Below are 6409 nucleotides of genomic sequence, written 5' to 3'. Positions count from 1 at the left end.
AGCAAGAAGAGGTAAATACTGATTTTGCTGTAGATGTAAATCAAGGTTCTTGCGATGTGTTAACAGGTGATAAAGAGGACGAGATTTATATGCAAGGAGCAGAAGAGTATACTGAAGCGTTGGCTTGCTTGCTTGAATATCAAAACAAAACAATGTGGCAAAGATTTAAGGAATATATTACTAGAAATAAATCGCTTCCGACTCATTGGGAAGAAATGTTTAGTAAGTGGATTGCTGCTACAAAAGACGAAATAAACAGGAGCATTATCGAACAGCTTAGAGATGCACTTGTTGATGGTGATATGACTCGTGCAGATGAGTTAGGAGTAGCTTTAGATAATCGAGCAGTAGAGTTGGAGAAAGAGCTCAAGCTAGCTAAACTTGGAAGTGTTGCTAACACAAATGTTATGGCAAAGCTAATAATTGTTTACGCAGAAAAAGATAAAATAAGCAAAGCAAAAGAAGAGTTTACTATAACTGAGACGATGCAAAAAATAAGAAACAGGCTTAATACTATTGAGCACGATTCTAATGGCCTTGTTAACCATCGAGGAAGAAGTGGTCAAAAGTCTCAATATACGGCGAGCGAACTCAAAAATGCTTTCGATGATACTGTTAATGAAATACGAAAAGTCGAGAAAGAAGTATTTGGTACTGTATCTCTGATAGATTCAGCTTTTGCAAAGGTATGTTTTGCGTTAAAGAGCTTAGGTGATTTAGCGGGTAATGAGCTTCCTGCAAGTGCATATGGCCATAGTGAAAATGAAACTGAAGGTAGTATATCGGCTATTACTGATATCGATGCAGAATAAATTTAATTAGAACAAGATTAATGTGTTCTTAGCTATGTGTCATTGCTATAATAAGTGGTGACATAAAAAACATGAAAACAGGATTGGCATAATGTCAATCCTGTTTTCATTTAATTGCTTAGCTGAGGCAGGACAAAATATCCTCTGTATGCTATAATCTTGGCATGAATATCTATAAACAAGAACTTATGGATCATTATCGTAACCCTCGTAATCATGGCGTGGTTGATCGTCCAGACTTTATGTGTGAGGAATCTAACCCTTCGTGTGGAGATGCCATTTCATTTACTGGTAATATTAAAAATAGTCAACTTACTCATGTAGCATTTACTGGTACTGGGTGTGTGATTAGCTTGGCAACAGCATCTTTATTAACCCAAAAAGTTGAAAAAAGAACACTAGAACAAATAATGAGCATTGTTGCGGATGACATTCGTGATCTTGTTGGAATTGAGCTTGGGCCGGTTCGCTTAAAATGTGCGTTGCTTCCACTAGAAGCATTGCAAAATGGTATTTTGAACTATCTTTTAACTTTGTCTCATAAAATAAAAAAATAACCCATTGATTTCTTTTTCTTTTTTCTTCATTTTTTTTATCATTAAGTAAAGGGAAAAGAAATGCTCGATCGCACAAAAGTTATAAAAGAGCTTAATGCATTGGCGGATCAACTTTTTGTTGATTCTTTTCATGAACATGAACTAGCACGTGTTGTTTGGAATTATATTGCTGCAGATCCAACTTTTTGTTACAAAATTAACGAATGTAATCTTACCTTTCCGGTTGCTTACTGGCAGGCAACGTTGAAAAGTACGCAAGAAATAAGAAAAGAAATAAAAAAATATACAGCAATCTCTGTTGATGGATCGCAAATTTATCCAGATCGACATCAAGGAACTGGGTGTTTTCTTATTAACATTGGAAGCGTGACATTATCGTATGCTATACAAAGTAAACCAGTTGTGTTCAATTCTCGGCCATATGTTTTTTTGGGTTATGAGTATGATGAACTAGAAAAAATTTCTGCAGATATAGTTAATGTTATTCGCCAAGAATTTGAATTAAAAGCAGCGGCTGAGCGTGACTATTCAGTATTAAAAAAATTGGGTCCAACGGCAGTATTTTTTGATGGTCCACTTATGTTTTGGTTTTTAGAAAATAAAGAACCAGGGGTACGCAATATGTTTTTAGCGCGCTATGTAGATTCATTGTGGCAATTATTTGAAAAGAAAGTACTATGTGCAGGATACATTAGTATGCCGCGTAGTAGAGATTTGGTTACCATTCTACGTGTGGCATTACAGTTTATTACCTCTGAAGTAGCCACAACATATACAGATTCTGCAATAGAAAGGCAGCTATTTGCTGCTGTTGCCGCAGCGAGCCAAGAGTATAAGGAAAAAATAACTAAGCGTCTTTCTGATGTAGCAATATGTCGATGGTTTTTACAGCCATTTGAGCGTACAATTCTTTTCAAAAATAATGCTCCTATGTGTGTAAGTTATCCTCAGCAGATACAACCATATTTTTTTTATTTGCATGTAGGTAGTGAAATTGTACGCATTGAAATTCCTGCATGGATTGCACATCAAGATACGCTTGTTGATACAATTTGTCAGATTGCAATAGATCAGGCTATAAAAGGGCGAGGCTATCCAGTTGTATTAGCCGAAGCTCATGAACAAGCAGTTGTTAAAGCTCCAGATCGTGAATTTTTTTATCATGCGCTAACAAAACTTGGTATTGTATATAAAAAACGTTTTGCGCTTTCTCAAAAGAGTATAAAAAAACGTAGCATTGGTATTTAATTTTAATCTCTTAATTTTTTTTTTCGTAGTGCGCTACACTTATTTTTAAATATATCTATAAAGCTAAGGGAAGTTCTCATGAAAAAATCTTTTTTGAGCATTATACTATTTTTTTTAATTATTGGTAATTGTTTTTTGTCAAAAAAAACTTATTCGATGGAGGATATGGGTGCAGGCACTACCTTGATGTATGCAGGTGCTCTGGTGGGTGGTTATGTTGTGTTGCGTGGTCTAGAAAACACTGCTCGATGGTGTTTGTGGGGGAAAAAGCGTGCTTGGGAAGTCTGGAGAAAAGAACATGTATTATGTGACAGAATTGAAGCGCTAGAAGGGCAGCAAGAAAGTGCGTCTATTGATAGAGCGAGCTTATTAAATGAAGATATATTGGTGAAAAATCAACTTAAAGTAATGCATATAGAAATTGAAAATCTATGTAATTATGTTGGTTTGTTATCCATGGAAAAAGTCGATGAAAGAAAAGAAAATGTATTAGCTGAAGAGGGGGAAGAAATAATTCCACTGCATTATGCGGTTGACGTGCTTAAAGAAATGATAGGCAAACCTGAAGATCAAGTAACCAAAGAAAAACCGTTAGAAGTGGCAACATTGTTTGCAAAATTGAATTATTGTAATACACAGCTAAAAAATATAAGAAACTCAGATGGAGTATTGGAGAAAAAAGACGACAAAGAGTTTAAGAAATATATACCACTGCTTAAACATTTGCAAAAAAAGAGAGAACTGCATAAAAAAAGAAAATCGAATTGGAGTAGAGTGATGATAAATTATAGTGATAATGCTGAAAAAGAGATTGAAGCGGATAGCCCAGACAACATTGGAGCCTCGTCAAATGAGGAAGTATTATTTAGTCAAGATGATAACACTGAAAGTAGTAGTGAGGCTATATTTAATTTGATGTTAGAAGAAGCGGATAAAAATGGCAACACGAGTATTTCACTTTCTTTATATGATGATTATACCATAAGCCCTGTAATACCAAAAAAGCAAAGGCCAGACGTAATAATGCAGAGAAGTTCTACTGAAGAAGAAAAAAGTCTAGCAGCACAAGATAATACTAAAATAACTTAACCCAAAAACTTTTTGAAAAATCCAGTAATTGTGCTGCTTTCATTTTCTATGTCCGTGCCAATATACTGTGAGTAGTTTTGTAGTGCTTGTTTGCCTTCGGCAGAAAGTTTTTTAGGTATGTGGCACTTGGTAATGATAACTAAATTACCATGGGTTTTACTGCGAAGTTTTTGAAATCCTTTGCCAGCAAGTATGATGCGTTCGCCGATAGCACAGCCTTTTGGAATTTTGATGATATGCTTAGTATTATCAATATTTTCTATTTCTACTTGAGATCCAAGTACAAGTTGTGGATAATTGAGCATAACGCTGCAGACTAGATCATCACCAACCCGTTTAAACTTTTTGTCTTCAAGTACCAAAATTTTTAAAAATAAATCACCAGAAGAACCACCATAAACACCCGCGTCTCCTTTGCTAGCGATACGTAGTTCTGCAGTATCAAAAATTCCTTGTGGAATAGTAACCGAAAATTTATCAAAAATTTGTTTACGAGATTGGCCTTCGCAATCTTTGCACGGTGATGGAATAGTGTATCCTTGCCCTGAGCACGGTGAACATGCTTGTGCATACATAAAAAAACCTTGGCGAAATTGCTGTTGCCCAGAACCATTACATTTTGCACATGTCTGGATACTTGTTCCTTTTTGTGTACCTTTGCTATTGCATGTAGTGCATGGTGCAAAGTGATGGTAACTGACCTCCTTTTTTACACCAATAAAAGATTCTTTTAAAGTAATGATAATTTCTTTATAAAGATCGTGCCCACGTTTAGCAATAGGGCCACTTCGTGTATGCTTATGGGCACTGTGAGTACTGCCACCAAACATGTCGCCAAAAATATCACCAAAAGCGCTAAAAATATCATCCATATTCATATTATGGGTACCATGAGTGCTGCTACTACCACTCCCCATATTATTATAGTTGGCGTGGCCGAATTGGTCGTATTGTTGACGTTTTTTATCATCAGAGAGCACTTCATATGCTTGTGCCGCTTCTTTAAATCTCTCTTCAGCATCTTTATTATCTGGATTACGGTCTGGATGGTACTTTAAAGCCAATTTACGGTAAGCGGCCTTGATCTGCTCTTTAGAAGCCGATTTTGACACACCAAGCGTTTGATAGTAATCTTTTGTATTCATGATGATATATACCTAAGTTAGGATAGCTAAATTATTCCATTTGTTTTTTTATTATATCATAAAAAAAGGTTTATTTTAACCCGTTAAGTGGTTAAAATAAATCTTTTTTTATTTGGTTTTTAGGTAATTGATAATACTTTTTGTTGTGTATAAAATTCCTGTACCGATAAATACTGTTCCTAATGCGGTAACGGTCATACCCCATATGCCGGTGTAATAATAAACTTCGGGAAGGTTGTTAATACAATAAACAGGAGCTCTTAGTCCGATACAACCGAGTTTTTTTATACCGAGAAAATAGTAATATCTCATTGTTATATTACCTTTGTTTATAACCAAATCACTGTCGATTTGAGGACTTGATGTATGCTCTCCTAGAGCTTGTTGAGACGATGTAATAATTTGATTTCTTTTCATAAAAGGAATTTTGGTACTTGGCTGAGTAAACCAGTTAAATCGACGATTATACATACCAAATGATACAGACGCTAATACCAAGCAAGTTAGGCTTAATAACAAACCGTATACAAAAAATTTTCCATAAGAAATAACCCGCTAAAAATGATTTTATTTACAACGACATCAGATGGGTGAAAAAAAGTCAAGTTTGTAATTTTTTGTATGGTTCAAGATTAACCATTTTTCCTAGTATTAAACTGAAATACTTGCTGCAATCAGCTTGTGAATCTTTGGTATCACCCGGGCGTGGTGGTCCAAATAATATTTGCTCGGTGTAGTTTGGAAATTGCTGTTTAAGTAATTCAATGAGTTCAAAAAGATTAATACTCTGGCCAGTTGCAATATTAAACGGTTGGCCGTTCATTAAATCAGCGTTAAGCATGCCGCATTGAAGATTGGCATTTGCAACATCAGTAACTGGGATGAAGTCACGTGTCTGTTTGCCGTCTCCAAAAATAGTGATAGGTAAATTGTGTTTCATTTGATATGTAAACTTTGCAACAACTGCTGCGTACGGGCCATTTGGATCTTGCCGTGGGCCATATACATTAAAATAGCGCAAGCATATTGTTTTTAAACCATAATGCTGTGCATATTGTTGGCAATATAGTTCTCCAACACGTTTTGACATTCCGTAGGGAGAGGTTGGTATGCATGGGTCTGTTTCTTTTGCAATATCGTTTGTGCTTCCATAGACGGCAGATGATGAAGAAAAAACGAATCGTTGTACGTTATTTATTCGTGCTGCTTCGAGTAAATTAAGGGTACCATTAATATTTACATTGTGGCATACAAGTGGCTCTTCAACAGATTGTGGAACAGAAATAAATGCAGCTAAATGAAAAATAATATCTTTGTTTTTTGTTGTATTTTTACAAATGTTTGGATCAGTAATACTTGCAATAATTAATGTTACCTTATTTTTTATTGATTCAATATTATGCAAAAAACCAGTTGAAAGATCGTCTAAGATTGTTACATGTGCGCCTAGATCGACTAATTTTTCTGCTATGTGCGAGCCGATAAAGCCGCATCCGCCAGTTACTAATACATTTTTTCCGCGATAAAATTGTTCCATAGGTGCTCCTCTTTTGTAACT

7 protein-coding genes are annotated in these 6409 nt (G+C 35.4%); 4 read left to right on the top strand and 3 right to left on the bottom strand.

Annotated features, from left to right (window positions below; all coding sequences use genetic code 11):
• The 4 genes from KC460_00585 to KC460_00570 all read left to right on the top strand — a co-directional run.
• Window positions 1–812: hypothetical protein (locus tag KC460_00585; protein MCA9769851.1), on the top strand; the 812-nt coding region annotated here is incomplete at its 5' end.
• Window positions 813–976: 164 nt separating this feature from the next.
• Window positions 977–1369, top strand: a complete 393-nt coding sequence (locus KC460_00580) for an iron-sulfur cluster assembly scaffold protein (GenBank protein MCA9769850.1) — start codon at window positions 977–979, stop codon at window positions 1367–1369.
• A 60-nt stretch (window positions 1370–1429) separates the two neighbouring features.
• Window positions 1430–2617: a DNA double-strand break repair nuclease NurA gene (locus KC460_00575; GenBank protein MCA9769849.1), complete on the top strand. Its 1188-nt coding sequence runs from the start codon at window positions 1430–1432 to the stop codon at window positions 2615–2617.
• Between the two features lie 78 nt (window positions 2618–2695).
• Window positions 2696–3706, top strand: a complete 1011-nt coding sequence (locus tag KC460_00570) for a hypothetical protein (protein MCA9769848.1) — start codon at window positions 2696–2698, stop codon at window positions 3704–3706.
• On the opposite strand, the gene KC460_00565 is transcribed toward KC460_00570, so the two are convergent.
• The 3 genes from KC460_00565 to KC460_00555 form a co-directional block, all read right to left on the bottom strand.
• Window positions 3703–4851, bottom strand: a complete 1149-nt coding sequence (locus KC460_00565) for a J domain-containing protein (GenBank protein ID MCA9769847.1) — start codon at window positions 4849–4851, stop codon at window positions 3703–3705. The two genes, KC460_00570 and KC460_00565, sit on opposite strands and share 4 nt — an antisense overlap.
• Window positions 4852–4959: 108 nt before the next feature.
• Window positions 4960–5349, bottom strand: a complete 390-nt coding sequence (locus tag KC460_00560) for a hypothetical protein (GenBank protein ID MCA9769846.1) — start codon at window positions 5347–5349, stop codon at window positions 4960–4962.
• 103 nt (window positions 5350–5452) lie between these two features.
• Window positions 5453–6388 (bottom strand): NAD-dependent epimerase/dehydratase family protein, encoded by a 936-nt coding sequence (locus KC460_00555; protein MCA9769845.1) that lies wholly within the window; start codon window positions 6386–6388, stop codon window positions 5453–5455.
• Window positions 6389–6409: the final 21 nt, after the last annotated feature.

The sequence above is a fragment of the Candidatus Dependentiae bacterium genome (assembly GCA_020431705.1).
Lineage (GTDB): Bacteria > Babelota > Babeliae > Babelales > Vermiphilaceae > JAGQHQ01.
The sequence above is the reverse complement of the archived record's forward strand: the minus strand, read 5'-3'. Positions and strand labels throughout refer to the sequence as shown.

Bases quoted from the DNA above. Each gene is read 5' to 3' on its own strand.
- KC460_00580 (MCA9769850.1), top strand. From the start codon at position 977: ATGAATATCTATAAACAAGAACTTATGGATCATTATCGTAACCCTCGT.
- KC460_00575 (MCA9769849.1), top strand. From the start codon at position 1,430: ATGCTCGATCGCACAAAAGTTATAAAAGAGCTTAATGCATTGGCGGAT.
- KC460_00570 (MCA9769848.1), top strand. From the start codon at position 2,696: ATGAAAAAATCTTTTTTGAGCATTATACTATTTTTTTTAATTATTGGT.
- KC460_00565 (MCA9769847.1), bottom strand. From the start codon at position 4,851: ATGAATACAAAAGATTACTATCAAACGCTTGGTGTGTCAAAATCGGCT.
- KC460_00555 (MCA9769845.1), bottom strand. From the start codon at position 6,388: ATGGAACAATTTTATCGCGGAAAAAATGTATTAGTAACTGGCGGATGC.